Raw genomic sequence first — 14,489 nt, 5'->3', positions numbered from 1 at the left:
CTCTCACCCTCGTGGCCGCGGTCGCGGTCCCCGGGGTACGTCCCGATGGTGCCACCGGCGGCACCGGCGCGGAGAGGCTTCAGTGCAGGAATTCACACCTCACCCGGTCACCCGACGGGTCTCAGCCGTCGCCGGGCTCCCGCCACCGGTTGGTGATCGGCAGCCGTCGATCACGACCGAAAGCCTTGATCGATATCTTGGTGCCGGGCGCCGACTGTCGCCGCTTGTACTCGGCGAGGTCCACCATTCGCAGCACCCGGTCGACCAGCTCCGGATCGTGCCCGGCGGCGACCAGGTCGTCGCGGCCGGCATCGCCGTCGATGTAGCCGGTCAGCACCCCGTCGAGGAGCGCGTAGTCGGGTAGCGAGTCGGTGTCGAGCTGACCAGGACGCAGCTCCGCGCTGGGTGGTTTGGCGATCGAGTTCTCCGGGATCGGCGACTCGTCGCCGCGCCGGACGGCGTCGTCGTTGCGCCACCGGGCCAGCGACCACACCAGCGACTTCCAGACATCTTTGATCGGGTTGAAGCCGCCGACCGAGTCGCCGTACAGGGTGGAGTAGCCGACCGCCAGTTCGCTCTTGTTGCCGGTGGTCAGCACCAGGTGGCCCTCCTGGTTGGACAGCGCCATCAGGATCACCCCGCGTACCCGCGCCTGCAGGTTCTCCACGGCCAGCCCGGAGAGCGAGATGTTGGCCAGGAACGGGTCGACCATCGGCTGGATCGGCTCGATCCGGTAGTCCAGGCCGGTCCGTTTGGCCAGCTCGGCGGCGTCGGCCCGGGAGTGTTCGGAGGAGAACTGACTGGGCAGCGAGACGCCGACGACCCGGTCCGGGCCGAGCGCGTCCACCGCGATCGCGGCCACCACCGCCGAGTCGATCCCGCCGGACAACCCCAGCACCACCGAGGAGAAGCCGTTCTTGCGGACGTAGTCGCGCAGCCCGAGCACCAGCGCCGACCAGATCTCCGCCTCGGCCGGCAGCGGCTCGGCGACCCCGCCGCTGACCGGCCCGCCCGCCGGGTCGGCCAACCGGTCACCGACCACCACCCGGTCGACGGTCATCCGGTCCGGGCCGTCCGGGGTCTCCGGGGTGGCCGTCGCGTCGGCGGCCTCCGGGGTCGCGGCGCTGTCCTGCGCCGGGGCGTCCGCGTCCGGCAGCGTCAGGTCGTGCAGCAGCAGATGCTCGACGAACTGCGGCGCGCGGGCCAGCAGCGTGCCGTCCGCGGCGACGATCATCGAGTCGCCGTCGAAGACCAGTTCGTCCTGGCCGCCGACCAGGTTGACGTACGCCACGGTGGCGCCGGCCTCGGCGGCCCGCCGCCGCACCAGTGGCAGCCGGGCGTCGTCCTTGTCCAACTCGTACGGCGACCCGTTGACCGTGACGACCAGGCCGACGCCGGCGCGGCGGGCGGTGGTGAACGGCCCGCCGGCCTGCCACAGGTCCTCGCAGATGGTCAGCGCCACGTCGACCCCGCCGACGCGCACGACGGTCAACGAGGTGCCCGACACGAAGTAGCGGTCCTCGTCGAAGACACCGTAGTTGGGCAGGTGGTGTTTGAAGTAGGTGGCCGCCACGGTGCCGCCGTGCAGCACGGCGAGGGCGTTGCGCGGACCCCGGCCCGGGTCGGCTTCGGCGCTGATCGCGGCCGGCCCGTCGGCGTCGAGGTAGCCGACCAGCACGGGTACGTCGCCGAACCCGTCGGCGGCCAGGTCGGCGGCGAGTTGCCCGACGCCGGACCGGGCGGCGGCGACGAACGACTCCCGGAACACCAGGTCCTCCACCGGGTAGCCGGTGAGCATCATCTCCGGGAACACGACCAGTTGCCCGCCGGCGTCCACCGCCGTACGGGTGAAGTCGCGGACCAGCCGGGCGTTGCCCGGTAGATCGCCAACGGTGGGGTTGACCTGGGCGAGGGCGATGCGCAGCGTCGGCATGTCGTTATCTTCCCCCAGCGCAACCCCGACCAACCCGCCGGTCGCCGACGGTCGCGAAGGGGACCGGTCAGGTGACTGTGCGGACATGCTCCGGTGCGCTCCGGTGATCGTGGTCTAATATCCCCTTCGTAATGGTTGGTGGTAAAACGCCGAAATGGTGTGGATTGTCGGCTAACCCCGACAGGTGCGCGACCGGAGCGGTCCCGTAACGTCGGTGTAACGAGGTCGGTAAAGACTGGGCAGCTCAGGTGGGAGCCGACAGCACCTGGTCCTGCGCTGGAGGGCAGCAGCGCGGAGAATGGAACCGGTCCGGGCAGACCAGTGTCACGAGGGGTAGACGTGGACCGTCAGCAGGAGTTCGTGCTCCGTACTCTGGAAGAGCGCGACATCCGTTTCGTTCGCTTGTGGTTCACCGACGTGCTCGGCACGCTCAAGAGCGTCTCGGTCGCGCCGGCTGAGCTTGAGGCAGCATTCGAGGAAGGCATCGGCTTCGATGGATCCGCCATCGAAGGGTTCGCCCGGGTCTTCGAGTCCGACATGGTCGCCATGCCGGATCCCACCACATTCCAGGTGTTCCCGTTCGAGGGCGGCGTCAGCGGCGAGAGCGCCCGGATGTTCTGCGACATCCTGCTGCCCGACGGCACACCGTCCTGGGCCGATCCCCGGCATGTGCTGCGCCGGGCGTTGTCCCGGGCCGCCGACAAGGGCTTCACCTTCTACACCCATCCCGAGATCGAGTTCTTCCTGCTGGAGAACAGCCCGGCCGACGGGTCCACCCCGGTGCCGGTCGACTCCGGCGGCTACTTCGACCACACCACCCACGCGGTGGCCCGTGACTTCCGCCGCCAGGCGGTGCTCGCCCTGGAACGGATCGGCATCTCGGTCGAGTTCAGCCACCACGAGGTCGCCCCCGGTCAGCAGGAGATCGACCTGCGCTACGCCGACGCGCTGACCACCGCCGACAACATCATGACCTTCCGGCACGTGGTCAAGGAGGTCGCCCTGTCGCACGGCGTCGCGGCGACCTTCATGCCCAAGCCCTTCACCGACCAGCCGGGCAGCGGGATGCACACCCACCTGTCGCTGTTCGAGGGCGAGCGCAACGCCTTCCACGACGCCGGCGATCCGATGAAGATCTCCAAGGTCGCGAAGGCGTTCATCGCCGGGCTGCTGGTGCACGCCCGCGAGTACACCGCGGTCACCAACCAGTGGGTCAACTCCTACAAGCGGCTGTTCCCGCAGGCGCTGCCGGACCGGATCACCGAGTCCCCGGCGTACGTGTGCTGGGGGCACCTCAACCGGTCCGCGCTGGTGCGCGTCCCCGCGTACGGCAAGCCGAACTCGGCCCGGGTCGAGGTCCGCTCGTTGGACTCGGCGACCAACCCGTACCTGGCCTTCGCGGTGATGCTCGGCGCCGGCCTCAAGGGCATCGAGGAGGGCTACGAGCTGCCGCCGGGCTCCGAGGACGACGTGTCGGCGCTGTCCGCCGCCGAGCGCAAGGCGATGGGGTACGAGTCGCTGCCGGAGAACCTCTCCGAGGCCATCGAGGTGATGGCCAGCTCGGAGCTGATCGCCGAGGTGCTCGGCGAGCACGTCTTCGACTTCTTCCTGCGCAACAAGCGCTCCGAGTGGGAGCAGTACCGCCGCGAGGTCACCCCGTACGAGCGTCGCCGCTACCTCGGCGCGCTCTGAGCGGGCTGGCGCCGCCACGCTATCGTCCCTCCCGACACTCGCCGCCCCCGCGGCGACCCGATCGGGAGGAACGTGCGTGCTGGAGGATCTGCTCACCGGAGCTTGGCAGAGCATCGTCTTCGGAGCGGTCGGCGTCGCTCTGATGGCGGCCGGCTTCGTGGTGGTCGACTGGCTCACCCCTGGGAAGTTGCGCGAGCTGATCTGGGTGCAGCGCAACGGCAACGCGGCGCTGCTGCTCGCCGCCAACCAGCTCGGCGTCGCCGGCATCGTCTTCACCGCGATCCTGACGAGCTACCCGTCGTTCACCAAGGGGCTCGCCTCGACGGTCCTCTTCGGACTGATCGGGCTGGGCATCATGGCGTTGGCCTTCGCCGTGCTCGACTGGCTGACCCCCGGCCGGCTCGGCGCGGTGATCTGCTCCGACGAGCCACACCCCGCCGCCCGGGTCAGCGCCGCGTCGCACTTCGGCGCCGCCCTGATCGTCTGCGCCTGCATCGCCTGAGCCTGCATCGCCTGAGCCGGGTCGGCGAACGCCTCGGCGAGATCGGCGGCCCGCTGCCGGCCGGCGCGAAGACGGTCCTGGCGCCGGAGCAACCCCGCGAGGGGCGCTCCGGCGCCAGGACCTTTCGGGGGCGGGGTCGGGTCAGGTGCCGTCCGGCGACTGGGCGGCCTCCGGCTCCTCGTCCGTACCGCCCATCGGGCCGCCACGGCCCGGACCGCCGCCGCGTCCGGAGCCGGCGAGTACCCCTTCCTCGTAGGCCTTGAGGACCGCGTCGGCCTCGGCCCGGGTGAGCTTTCCGTCGGCGACCGCCGCGTCGAGCCGCTCCTGCAGCGCCGCCTGCCGGTCGGCCGTCCCCTCCGGCCGCTCTCCGCGTTCGGGCCGGTCGCCGGCCCCCTCCTCACGGACTTTCTCCAGCGCGGCGGTGACGTCGTCGGCGGAGACGCCAAGTTCCGCGGCCAGCGCCTCGGCCAGCTCGGTCATCTTCGCCGCCCGGCGCTCCTCGCCGGTCGATCCATCGGCACTGGCACTGGCACTGGCACTCGGCTCGGCGCCCTCCTGCGCGAAGGCGATGGTCGGCGCCGCGATCCCGACGCTGAGCACGCCCGCCGCAGCCAGGCCCGCGAGCGCCCGCTTCCTCGTGATCCGTCTGGACAAGTCGACCTCCGGATGTCGTCTCGGTGTGGTGCGGTGACCTGACCGACGGTGCCCGGCTGCCCTCAACGCAACCCATGCCGAAGCTGTCAACGGGCTGAGAATCCGGCCGGCTCAGGTCAGCGCACGGCGGGGGAGACCGTGAGGGTGCCGGCGGCGGCGTCGACGGTGGCCGGTACGCCGAGGCCGACGGTGCGTGGGGTCTGCCCGTGCCCGAGCGGCAGCCCGCCCAGCACCGGTACGCCGAGATCACCCAGTCGTTCGGCGAGCACCTCGGCGACGTCCACCCCGTGCCGGTCGGCGCAGCCGGTGAACTGGCCGACCGCGACCCCGGCCAGGTGCTCCAGCGCGCCGGCCCGGCGCAGTTGGGTGAGCAGCCGGTCCACCCGGTACGGCGGCTCGCCGATCTCCTCGATCAGCAGGATCGCCCCGGTCAGGTCCGGCAGGTCGGCGGTGCCCACCGAGGCCGCGAGCACGGTCAGGTTGCCACCGAGCAGGGTGCCGTCGGCCCGACCCGGCACCAGCACCGCCGCGCCGGCCTCATCCGGCGACCGGGTGACCACCGTCGGCACCGGCTCCATCAGCGTCCGGCGCAGCGACCCGGCGGACACCGCCGGGGTCCGCTCGTCGTCCCAGGCCGCCACCGGCCCGTGCACCGTCGCCAACCGGGCGCCCCGCCACAGCGCCAGGTGCAGCGCGGTGATGTCGGAGTAGCCGCACACCACCTTCGGATCCCGGCGTACCGCCGCCATGTCCAGCAGGTCCACCACCCGCTGGGTGCCGTAGCCGCCCCGGGCGCAGACGATGCCGCGTACCGCCGGGTCGGCGAACGCCTCGGCGAGATCGGCGGCCCGCTGCCGGTCGGTGCCGGCCAGGAAACCGTGCCGGCCCAGCGCGTGCCGGCCCAACCTGGGACGCAGGCCCCAGCCGGCCAGCACGGCCATTCCCCGCTCGACCGGCTCGGCGGCCACCGGCCCACCCGGGGCCACGATCCGGACCTCGTCACCGGGCCGCAGCGCGGGCGGGTGCAACGTCAGCGCACCGGGTGGGACCGGCTCAGCGGCTGGGCAAGGTGGCTCGCCGCCTCGGCGGTCGGCCGGTCGCGGGTCGGTCACCGGCGCGAGACTACGCGAGGTTGCCGGTCCGAACGAGCAGATTCGGTTCCGGTCCGAGCGAGCAGATTTTACGAGTACGCAACCGTGAGCACGCAGGCACCACCTACGGTCCCCGCCGCAGCCGATTGGATAGCCTCGACACGTGGGCAGCGCTCTGGTGATCGAGAACGACCCGACCGACGACCTGCGACGGCTGGGGGAGTGGCTCGCCGAGGCCGGCCTGCCGACCGAGGTGTGCCGCCCGTACGCCGACGATCCGGTCCCGGCCGACCTGGCCGGCCGACCGGCGGTGATCGTCCTCGGCGGCCGTCCGTCCGCCGTCGGTCCGGACCCGGCCGCCGGCTGGCTTCCCGCGGTCGAAGGGCTGCTGCGCAAGGCCGTCCGCCAGCGGATCCCGACCCTCGGCATCGGGCTCGGTGCCCACCTGCTCGCCACCGCGCACGCCGGCACCGTCGAACGCAGCGCCGCCGGCCCGGAGATCGGGCCCGCGCTGGTCGGCAAGCGCGACGCCGCCGCCACCGATCCGCTGTTCCGGTACGTGCCACTCGCGCCCGACGTGCTGCAGTGGCACGTCGACGAGATCACCGAACTGCCGCACGGCGCGGTGCTGCTCGCCGCCTCGACGCACTACCCCCACCAGGCGTTCCGTCTCGGTGACCGGGCCTGGGGGCTGCAGTTCCACATCGAATGCGACCGGGACATGGTCAGCACCTGGGCGGCCGGGTCGACCATCCTGACCGAGCTGCGCCTGCCCGCCGACGTGGTCGTCGATGCCTGCGTCGAGGTGCTCGGTGACATCGAGGAGGTCTGGCAACCGTTCGCCGTCCGGTTCGCCGCGCTCGCCCTCGGCCAGCTGCCCGACTCGGACATCCCCCGGACCCTTCCGCTGCTCGGCAGTTAGGCTCCCGATGACCAGACCGACCAGTGCCACCGGCCGGCTCGCCCGGTACGGCTTCGACGTCAGCGGTACGGACACCGTCCGGGCCGCCGACCTGCTCGGCCCCGACGGGCTCGGGCTGTGGCAGGTGCAGGCGCAGCAGCCGGTCGACCCGCCGGCCGCCGAACTGCTGACCGCGCTGTCCCGGGCCGCCGACCCCGATCTGGCGCTGCGTCAGCTGCACCGGCTCGTCGAGGCGCAGCGGCGCGACGCCGGCACCGGCAACGGCACCGGTGGCTCCGGTGCCGGCGGCTCCGGTACCGGTGGGTCGCCGGTGCTCGACGCCCTGCACGCCGACCCGGGGCTGCGTCGACGGCTGATCGCCGTCCTCGGTGCCTCGTCCAGTCTCGGCGACCATCTGGTCGCCAACCCGGACCAGTGGTCGGTGCTCGCCACCGAGAACGGGGTGGCCCCCACCGCCGACGGTGCCCTCGACGCCGACGCCGACGCCGACGCTGCGTCGACCCCGCCGGTCGGCGCGGCGGCGATCACCGCGCTGCGCCGGGCGTACCGGCTCGCCCTGCTGCGGATCGCGGCGGCCGACCTGACCGGCGGGCGGTGTCTGGAACAGACCATGGCGGCGTTGTCCGCGCTGGCCGACGCGACCCTGTCCGCCGCGTACGACATCGCCGTCGCCGAGCTGCCCGACGGCAGCGGTCCGCCCGGCCTCGCCGTGGTGGCGATGGGCAAGTGCGGCGGCAACGAGCTGAACTACGTCTCCGACGTGGACGTCATCTTCGTCGCCGCCGACGACGCCGACCTGACGGTCGCCACCACCGTCGCCACCCGGCTGATCCACATCTGCGGGTTGGTGGCCTGGCCGGTGGACGCCGCGCTGCGCCCGGAAGGCAACCGCGGGCCGCTGGTCCGTACCCTCACCAGCCACCTCGCCTACTACCAGCGGTGGGCCCGGACCTGGGAGTTCCAGGCGTTGCTCAAGGCCCGGCCGGCGGCCGGCGACCACGACCTCGCGCAGGAGTGGATCCGGCTGCTGTCGCCGCTGGTCTGGCACGCCGCCGAGCGTCCGGAGGCGGTCGAGGACGTGCGCGCCATGCGCCGCCGGATCATCGAGAACGTCCCGCCCCGCGAGCTGGAACGCGAGATCAAACGCGGCCCCGGCGGGCTGCGCGACATCGAGTTCGCCGTCCAGCTGCTGCAGCTGGTACACGGTCGGGTCGACGAGACGCTGCGGGCCCCCGGCACGCTGCCCACCCTGCGGGCCCTGGTCGCCGGCGGGTACGTCGGCCGCGCCGACGGCGAGGCGCTGCTGCGCGGCTACCGGTTCCTGCGCGGTGTCGAGCACCGGCTGCAGTTGCAAGGGCTGCGCCGTACCCACACCGTGCCGGCCGACCCGGTGGCGCTGCGCCGGCTCGCCCAGGCCCTCGGCTACGCCTCGACCCCCGGCACCGACGTCGTCGAGGCGTTCCGGGCCGACTGGGTCAGCCACGCCACCGAGGTACGCCGGCTGCACGCCAAGCTGCTCTACCGGCCGCTGCTCGAATCCGTCGCCCGGGTGCCGGCCGAGTCGCTGCGGATGACCCCGCAGGCCGCCCGACGCCGGCTCGAGGTGCTGGGCTTCGCCGACCCGGCCGGGGCGCTGCGGCACCTGGAAGCCCTCACCGGCGGTGTCTCCCGGACCGCCGCCATCCAGCGCACCCTGTTGCCGGTGCTGCTGCAGGAGTTCGCCGACGCACCCCAGCCGGACCGAGGGCTGCTGAGCTACCGGCAGGTCTCCGACAAGCTCGGCAGCACCCCCTGGTATCTGCGACTGCTGCGCGACGAAGGCCTGGTCGCCGGCCGGCTCGCCCGGACCCTCGGGCTGTCCCGGTACGCCGCCGACCTGCTGGCCCGCGAGCCCGAGGCACTGCGGATGCTGGCCTCCGACGCCGAGCTCACCCCGCGCGACGCGGCGGTGCTGCGCGCCGGCTTCGACGCCGCGGCGGCCCGCCACCTCGGCAGCGGCGGCGGCGGCGAGCCGCCCGACCCGGTCCAGGCGGTCCGCGCGGTACGGGCCCTGCGCCGGCGCGAACTGCTCCGGCTGGCCTGCGCCGACGTGCTCAACCGGGCCGGCGCGCTGGCCCCGGCCCGGGAGGCCCGGGGCCGGCTCGACGTGGCCGCCGTCGGCGCCGGGCTGTCCGCGGTGGCCGACGCAACGCTCGCCGCCGCGCTGCGGGTCGCGGTCGAGACCGTGCCGCCACCGGACGGGCTGCGGTTCGCGGTCATCGGCATGGGCCGCCTCGGCGGGTACGAGATGAGCTACTCCTCCGACGCCGACGTGCTCTTCGTCTACGACCCGCCGCCCGGCCTCGCCGACGACGAGGCCAGCGCCGCCGCCCGCGCGGTCGCCGAGGAGCTGCGCCGGCTGCTCGGGATGCCGGCCCCCGACCCGCCGCTCGGGGTGGACGCCGACCTGCGCCCCGAGGGCCGACAGGGGCCGCTGGTGCGCAGCCTCGCGGCGTACGCCCAGTACTACGCCCGGTGGGCGAAGGTGTGGGAGGCGCAGGCGCTGCTGCGGGCCCGGTTCGTCTGCGGCGACCCGTCGCTGGGCGAGGAGTTCGTCGCCGTCGCCGATCCGGTTCGCTACCCGGCCGGCGGGTTGAGCCGGGAGCAGATCGTCGAGATTCGCCGGATCAAGGCCCGGGTGGAGACCGAACGACTGCCGCGCGGCGCCGACCCGGCCACCCACACCAAGCTCGGCCGGGGCGGGCTCGCCGACGTCGAATGGGCGGTGCAGCTGACCCAGCTGCGGCACGGGCACGCGGTGCCGGCGCTGCGCGACACCCGTACCCTGGTCGCGCTGGCGGCAGCCCGCGACGCCGGCCTGGTCGACCGGGCCGACGCGGCCGCGTTGCGTGCCGGATGGGTCCTCGCCTCCCGGGTCCGGGACGCGTTGATGCTGGTCCGGGGCCGGGCCACCGACCAGCTGCCCCGGCACGGTGCCGAGCTGGCCGGCGTGGTCCGGTTGCTCGGCGGCACCGACCCCGGCCAGTTCCTCGACGACTACCTGCGGACCGCCCGCCGCTGCCGGGCTGCGGCGGAGCGGGTCCTCGGTGCCTGACCGCTGCGGCGACCCCCGGACGCGGTACCACCTCATCCGCTACGTCGGTCTGGCCGGCGCGGTCGCCCTCGCGGTCGCCGCCGGTCTGGGCGGTGCGCTGCCAGACCCGCCGCCCGCCGGCTGGGCGGTCTTCACCAGCGGCACCGGCGTGCTCAGCGTGCTCGCCTGGGCCGCCGGCAGCGGCGCGATGATGTGGGCCTGGTGGTCGGCGCGGCACGGTGTGCCGTCGGTACGGTGGGCGTCGACCACCGTCGGCCTCTGGGTGGTGCCGCTGCTGGTGGCGCCGCCGCTGGGCAGCCGGGACGTCTACTCGTACGCCTGCCAGGGCTGGATCCTGCGCGACGGTGGCGACCCGTACTCCGGGGTGGCCGGTCAGGGCTGTCCCTGGGTCGACGCGGTCGCCCCGCTGTGGCGCGACACCCCGGCCCCGTACGGGCCGCTGTTCGTCTGGCTCGCCGGGCTGGCGGTCGCGGTCGGTGCCGGCCTGACCGGCACCCTGCTGGCGTTGCGGTTGACCGCCGTGGCCGGGCTGGTGCTGGTTGCGGTGGCGCTGCCCGGTCTGGCCGCCAGGTGCGGTCTGCCGGCCGGCCGGGCGCTGTGGCTGACCGTCGGCTGCCCGGTGGTGCTGATCCACCTGGTCTCGGGTGCGCACAACGACGCGTTGATGGTCGGTCTGCTGGTCGCGGCGCTGTGGGTGATCGCCGCCGGATCGGCCCGCGTGACCAGACCAGGGACCGGCGGCACCGGTGGTGCGTCGGTGGCGGCCGTCGCCGGCGGGCTGCTGCTCGGGCTGGCCGTCGCGGTGAAGGCGACGGCCCTGGTGGTCGTGCCGTTCGCGGCGGTACTCGCGGTGGCCGGGCCGCGCCGGCCGGCCGCCCTGGTCCGGGCCGGGGCGCTGGTGGTGGCGGGGGTGGTCGGCGCGGTCGCGGCGACCACCGCGCTGTCCGGGCTCGGCCTGGGCTGGGTGGCCGGGCTGGCCCGCAGCGGCGACTCGCGGCAGTGGACCTCGCCGCCGACCGCCGTCGGGCTGCTGATCGACTACCTGGGGCGGCTGGTCGGGGTGCGACTGGACGCGGTGGGGGCGGTCCGCGTGGTGGGCCTGGCGCTGCTCGCCGGTTTCCTGCTGTGGCTGTGGTGGCGGGTGTGGCGCGGCGGTGGTCCGTTGGCCGGCTGGCGAGGTCCGGACGGCCGGGCGGTGCCGGTGGAACCCGCCGGCCGGGCGGTGCCGGTGGCGGAGCCCACCGGCACACCGGCGACCTGGGAGCGGGGGACCGTGGTGTTCGGCGCAGGGCTGGCGCTGGCCGCCACGGTGCTCGCCGCGCCGGTCGTCTACCCGTGGTACCTCAGCTGGCCGTTGGCGTTGCTGGCCGCTGCCGCGTACCGCACCCGGTGGTTCCTGCTGCCGGTGGCGGTCGCCGGTTTCCTGGTCCTGCCGGACGGCTCGGGAGTCGCCGCGCTCACCAAGGCACCGGGCACGGTAGCCATGTGCGCGCTGATCGTCGTGCTGGTGGTGCGGGCGGTCCGGTCCGCCCGGCGATCCGGCGCGAGCTGACAGCCGGTGGCGGGGCCAAAGCCGGTCGACGCCGTCCATGCTGTCTGTGCCTCTGCTGGGTGCTTGGCGGATTCTCGATCCGGCACGATCGCCTGGGACCGCCAAGGGGAAGGCAAGGTGCTGGCGTTGCCTTCCCCTTCGAAGCGGTCAGGCGGACTCGGTGGGGAGGCCGGCCTCTGCCCAGTCCTGGATGCCCTCGCGGTACTTGCGGACGTTGGTGTAGCCGAGAGCGGTGAGCCGGTCGGCGACCTGTCCGCTGTTCGGGCAGGCCGGGTTGGAGCAGTAGGTGACGATCGCGGCGTCGCGGTCGGGGAGCAGGTCGGGCGCCTGGGCTTCCAGGTCGGCCAGGACCAGTTCGATGGCGCCGGGCAGATGCTGCTTGGCGTAGTACTCGCCGCCCAGCGTGTCCAGCACGGTCACGGTGCCCGCATCGATCGCTGTCTTCAGCTCGTCGCGGGTGATGAGTGCGGTCATGCCACTACCTCCGAGAGAATTGGACTATAGTCCGCTTGTGTCTCGCCATGTTAACGGACCGCAGTCCGGTTCTGCAACGTCGTTGGAACTCCTGCGCACCCCACCGCCCAAGGAGCGAGCAGACGCGGCACGCAACCGCGCCGCTGTGCTGGAGGCGGCAGGCAGACTCTTCGCCGAACACGGCGTCGAAGCGGTATCCATGGACCAGGTGGCGGCAGCCGCCGGCGTCGGCAAGGGCACACTGTTCCGGCGCTTCGGTGACAAGTCCGGGCTGGCCGCCGCGCTCCTGGACAACCGGGAGTGTGTGCTGCAGGAGGCGATCCTGCACGGCCCACCGCCCATCGGCCCCGGCGCATCGGCCGGCGAGCGCCTGGCCGCGTTCATCAACGCCTACCTCGACTACCTGCTGGAACACCTGGCCCTGATCAGGATGTCGGAGACGGCGGTACCGGGTGCCCGGTACCGGATTGGTGCCTACCGGTTCTGGCACCGCCACACAGCGATCTTGCTAGACGGCACGCCCGACCCCGAACACACCGCCCACGCCCTGCTCGCCGCCCTGGGCGCCGAACACGTAGCCGCACTCCTGCCGGAACTCGGCGAACAACGAATACGAGCCGGCCTCATCCGCCTCGCCCACGTAGCAAAGCCATCCAGCCCGTGAGGTCCCCCGCTTTCGTGAAGCGGTCCACACCTGGCCGGCGGCTGCGACGCGGTCGACGTTGATGACGATGCGGACCGTCGGCGGCCGGGCCGCACGCCTGCTGTTCTCGGGTGTCGGTGGCGAGCCTGTCAACGCGGCGACCTTCTCCCGGATGTGGGCGACCGCTCGGGAGCGGTCGGTCTGCCGGCCCGGTGGCGGATACCCGGACTCCGGACGTGCTCAACCGAACCCGGCTGCTCGTTGACAACGCGCTCGGCCAACGCGGAACGGCGGTCACGCCGGCTGTGAGCCGGCATGACCGCCGTTCCGTGAGGTTGTACCCAACCTGGACCCAGGATCAGTGGCAATCCTGTTGATCCAGGTCAGCGCCTTGATCAGTCTCAGCAGTCGAAGTACATCGCGAACTCGTGCGGGGTCGGCCGCAGACGGACCGGGTCGACCTCGTTGGACCGCTTCCAGTCGATCCAGGTGGAGATGAGGTCCGGCGTGAAGACCCCACCCTCGAGCAGGAAGTCGTGGTCGGCCTCCAGCGAGTCCAGCACGGCCGGCAGCGAACCCGGCACCTGCTTGACGTTGCCCCACTCCTCCGGCGGCAGGTCGTACAGGTCCTTGTCGATCGGCTCCGGCGGCTCGATCTTGCTCTTGATGCCGTCCAGACCGGCCATCAGCATGGCGGAGAAGGCCAGGTAGACGTTGGCCGACGGGTCCGGCACCCGGAACTCGACCCGCTTGGCCTTGGCGTTGCTGCCGGTGACCGGGATACGGGTGCAGGCGGACCGGTTGCGCTGCGAGTACACCAGGTTGACCGGTGCCTCGAAGCCGGGCACCAGCCGGCGGTACGAGTTGACCGTCGGGTTGGTGAAGGCCAGCAGCGACGGCGCGTGGTGCAGCAGACCGCCGATGTACCAGCGGGCGGTGTCCGACAGACCGGCGTAGCCGGTCTCGTCGTAGAACAGCGGCTCACCGTTGAGCCACAGGCTCTGGTGGGTGTGCATGCCGGAGCCGTTGTCGCCGAACAGCGGCTTCGGCATGAAGGTCGCCGTCTTGCCGCTGGTCCAGGCGGTGTTCTTCACGATGTACTTGAACAGCTGCAGCTGGTCGCCGGCGTGCAGCAGGGTGGAGAACTTGTAGTTGATCTCGGCCTGGCCGGCGGTGCCGACCTCGTGGTGCGACCGCTCCACGGTGAAGCCGGTGTCGATCAGCTTGCGGACGATCTTGTCACGCAGGTCGGCGTAGTGGTCGACCGGCGGCACCGGGAAGTAGCCGCCCTTGTAGTTGGTCTTGTACCCGCGGTTGCCGCCTTCTTCCTCGCGACCGCTGTTCCACCAGCCCTCGATCGAGTCGATGTAGTAGTAGGCCTGGTTCGCGGAGGTCTCGTGGCGGATCGAGTCGAAGATGTAGAACTCCGCCTCGGGGCCGAAGTAGGCGGTGTCGGCGATGCCGCTCGCCGCCAGGTAGGCCTCCGCCTTCTTGGCCACGTTGCGCGGGTCCCGGGAGTACGGCTCCCGGGTGAACGGGTCGTGGATGAAGAAGTTGAGCGCCAGCGTCTTCTCGATCCGGAACGGGTCGATGAAGGCGGTGGCGACATCCGGCAGCAGCAGCATGTCCGACTCGTGGATCGCCTGGAAACCACGGATCGAAGACCCGTCGAAGGCGAGGCCGGTGGTGAAAATGTCCTCGTCGACCGACTCGACCGGCAAGTTGAAGTGCTGCATCACGCCGGGCAGGTCACAGAAGCGTACGTCGACGAATTTCACGCCCTCGTCTTTGAGGTACCGCAGTAGTTCCTCGGGATTGGCGAACACACGTCCTCCTGGCACGTCGCACTGATGGCTATGCTGGTCGCGACGCTATGGCCGCAGGGTTGCCCCACCGTGTCTCTAATGTTTCCGCCGTGTTACGTCCCGTGCG

11 protein-coding genes are annotated in these 14,489 nt (G+C 72.4%); 6 read left to right on the top strand and 5 right to left on the bottom strand.

Features of this window, described 5'->3' with window-relative positions:
- Positions 1-121: 121 nt before the first annotated feature.
- Positions 122-1,933: an NAD+ synthase gene (locus tag EDC02_RS16780; protein WP_123602783.1), complete on the bottom strand. Its 1,812-nt coding sequence runs from the start codon at positions 1,931-1,933 to the stop codon at positions 122-124.
- Between the two features lie 339 nt (positions 1,934-2,272).
- Here EDC02_RS16780 and glnA (EDC02_RS16775) point away from each other — a divergent pair, with 339 nt between their 5' ends.
- Positions 2,273-3,625, top strand: coding sequence for a type I glutamate--ammonia ligase (glnA, locus tag EDC02_RS16775; protein ID WP_123602782.1), 1,353 nt, complete (start codon positions 2,273-2,275; stop codon positions 3,623-3,625).
- A 76-nt stretch (positions 3,626-3,701) separates the two neighbouring features.
- Positions 3,702-4,127 (top strand): DUF350 domain-containing protein, encoded by a 426-nt coding sequence (locus tag EDC02_RS16770; protein ID WP_123602781.1) that lies wholly within the window; start codon positions 3,702-3,704, stop codon positions 4,125-4,127.
- Positions 4,128-4,268: 141 nt separating this feature from the next.
- Here EDC02_RS16770 and EDC02_RS16765 read toward each other — a convergent pair whose 3' ends face one another.
- Both EDC02_RS16765 and EDC02_RS16760 read right to left on the bottom strand, forming a co-directional pair.
- Positions 4,269-4,781 carry a hypothetical protein gene (locus tag EDC02_RS16765; protein ID WP_123602780.1) on the bottom strand — a complete coding sequence of 171 codons (513 nt, stop codon included), beginning with the start codon at positions 4,779-4,781 and terminating at the stop codon, positions 4,269-4,271.
- Between the two features lie 116 nt (positions 4,782-4,897).
- Positions 4,898-5,815: an LD-carboxypeptidase gene (locus EDC02_RS16760; protein ID WP_123604861.1), complete on the bottom strand. Its 918-nt coding sequence runs from the start codon at positions 5,813-5,815 to the stop codon at positions 4,898-4,900.
- A gap of 220 nt (positions 5,816-6,035) precedes the next feature.
- On the opposite strand from EDC02_RS16760, the gene EDC02_RS16755 reads away from it, so the two are divergent.
- From EDC02_RS16755 to mptB, 3 genes are read left to right on the top strand one after another with little or no spacing between them, the layout of a single operon-like run.
- Positions 6,036-6,794, top strand: coding sequence for a type 1 glutamine amidotransferase (locus EDC02_RS16755; RefSeq protein ID WP_123602779.1), 759 nt, complete (start codon positions 6,036-6,038; stop codon positions 6,792-6,794).
- A gap of 7 nt (positions 6,795-6,801) precedes the next feature.
- Entirely contained in the window at positions 6,802-9,888 is a 3,087-nt protein-coding gene (locus tag EDC02_RS16750; RefSeq protein ID WP_123602778.1) for a bifunctional [glutamine synthetase] adenylyltransferase/[glutamine synthetase]-adenylyl-L-tyrosine phosphorylase, read from the top strand.
- A complete protein-coding gene (gene mptB / locus EDC02_RS16745; RefSeq protein WP_123604860.1) occupies positions 9,881-11,440 on the top strand; it encodes a polyprenol phosphomannose-dependent alpha 1,6 mannosyltransferase MptB in 1,560 nt (519 codons plus the stop codon). Before EDC02_RS16750 ends, mptB begins: the two co-directional genes overlap by 8 nt.
- 147 nt (positions 11,441-11,587) lie before the next feature.
- Here mptB and EDC02_RS16740 read toward each other — a convergent pair whose 3' ends face one another.
- On the bottom strand, positions 11,588-11,914 hold the full coding sequence (locus EDC02_RS16740; RefSeq protein WP_123602777.1) for a rhodanese-like domain-containing protein: 327 nt from the start codon (positions 11,912-11,914) through the stop codon (positions 11,588-11,590).
- Between the two features lie 82 nt (positions 11,915-11,996).
- Between EDC02_RS16740 and EDC02_RS16735 the strand changes: the two genes are divergently transcribed.
- Positions 11,997-12,578, top strand: coding sequence for a TetR/AcrR family transcriptional regulator (locus tag EDC02_RS16735; RefSeq protein ID WP_123602776.1), 582 nt, complete (start codon positions 11,997-11,999; stop codon positions 12,576-12,578).
- Positions 12,579-12,958: 380 nt separating this feature from the next.
- Here EDC02_RS16735 and glnA (EDC02_RS16725) read toward each other — a convergent pair whose 3' ends face one another.
- The gene (gene glnA, locus EDC02_RS16725) at positions 12,959-14,383 is read right to left on the bottom strand and encodes a type I glutamate--ammonia ligase (RefSeq protein ID WP_123602774.1); all 1,425 of its coding nucleotides are present in this window, start codon (positions 14,381-14,383) and stop codon (positions 12,959-12,961) included.
- Positions 14,384-14,489 lie beyond the last annotated feature (106 nt).

The organism is Micromonospora sp. Llam0 (assembly GCF_003751085.1).
Taxonomy (GTDB): Bacteria; Actinomycetota; Actinomycetes; order Mycobacteriales; family Micromonosporaceae; genus Micromonospora_E.
Note: the sequence above shows the minus strand (reverse complement) of the source record. Positions and strands in the feature narration are given on the sequence as shown.